At 26.2% G+C, this 1,529-nt stretch carries 1 protein-coding gene; it reads right to left on the minus strand.

All coding sequences use genetic code 11. From position 1 onward, the window contains the following. Positions 1 to 195 precede the first annotated feature (195 nt). Positions 196 to 1,529, minus strand: a 1,334-nt coding sequence (locus ACVHXK_RS18615) for an IS4 family transposase (RefSeq protein WP_461207908.1), incomplete at its 5' end; no start/stop codon positions are given.

Here is a 1,529-nt window from a genome sequence, read left to right on the forward strand (position 1 = left end):
CATAGCCATCAACCTAAGAATACAATTTTATTCCAATGCTTGATGGCTATTTTAATTTATACAATTGGAAATTAAATATTGTGATAATATTTAATTTAACCCATTTTATTCATAAAGGAGTTCAAATTTTGTATGATAAATAAATCCACAAATATTTTTGTGAATTTGTTTTATTAAAGGAAATTATTTCATGTATTAACTTGCCATTTTTAGCAATTCATCTTCTGTTATTTCAACATCTTTTAGTATAAATAATGATGTTTTACGACCTTTTTTCTTTGATTTTATACCTAGCTTTTTTATAGAAGTATAGATTTTTATTAATAGGTTTACTGCTACAAATTCACTTTTAAATAGTTTTAATCTTAAAGGCCGAAAAAATTCTTGAACTATTCCAAAGGACTTTATTTCACTTATTTCTTTATTTTCATTTAAATAAACTAGCTTTCTAGAAGTAAATACAATTGATAAGGTCAGCAATATAGCTATTAATCGACCGTATAGAAAACATTGAAATCTTTCTATTTTAGTTTTCTTTATCTTATCAATATTAAAAAGTGATTTCCATATTTTAAAGAAAATTTCGCATTGCCATCTTAATGAATACATATCATGAACTTTTAAAGTATCTAAAATTTCAACAGGAGCATTAGTAGCATATACGTTAATACTAGCCCATTGTTCATTTCTTTTACTTGCTACCCTTCTTTGTTTTTTAATTTCTTCATTATGTTTATCTTCTCTTTTCCTCTTGTTTTCTTCTGATAATTTAGTTACAATTAATCTAGTTTTAATTCTATTTTTATTTGTGTTCCCTAAATAGATTTCTGGAAGTTCCAATGTTTCGCCTTCGGCTAAAGGCTCTGTGAATTTGTAGATATCTATTGGGGAATATCTTTGTCTTATAGTTGATTTTCCTTTAAATCCATACTCTATAACTTCTTCTCTTTTAAATAAATTCATATTTATTTTAATCTTTGATATGTAGTATGCTTGTTTAGATTCAATAAATTTCAAATCTGCTATTTTGAAATAACCCAAATCTTTTAGACACAAATCTCCTTTCATAACTGTTTCCTGTAATTTAGGAATATATGATTGATCATTTTTATAACCTTTCATTACGTCACAGAGTATAAATTCACCCGATAACAAATCAAATTGCAATTGTACTTTAACTTCTGATTTATGACTAGAACCCTTATATTCTTTTTTGTGTTGGTCTGGAAGCCTGATTCTAGTAGAATCAGCAACTGTAATCCTTTCAAACTTCGTTTTTAATAGTTGTTCTTCCTCACTTAGAACTTTATTCTGTATTTTCATCATTTCATTAAACATGCTTCGCATAAAATCAACAGCTCTTGAATTAAATCTATTATTCAAAGCTTGAGGACTTATTGATGCATCTTCATTTGAATTTAATCTGGAACATAATTTTACAAGAGTAGCTGTACATAAATCTTCTCCTGAAAATGTACATAGACTTAAAAATTTGTCTTCTGTAAGTTTACTTTTTCGTTTCACAAATT

The sequence above is a fragment of the Clostridium sp. DL1XJH146 genome (assembly GCF_054819755.1).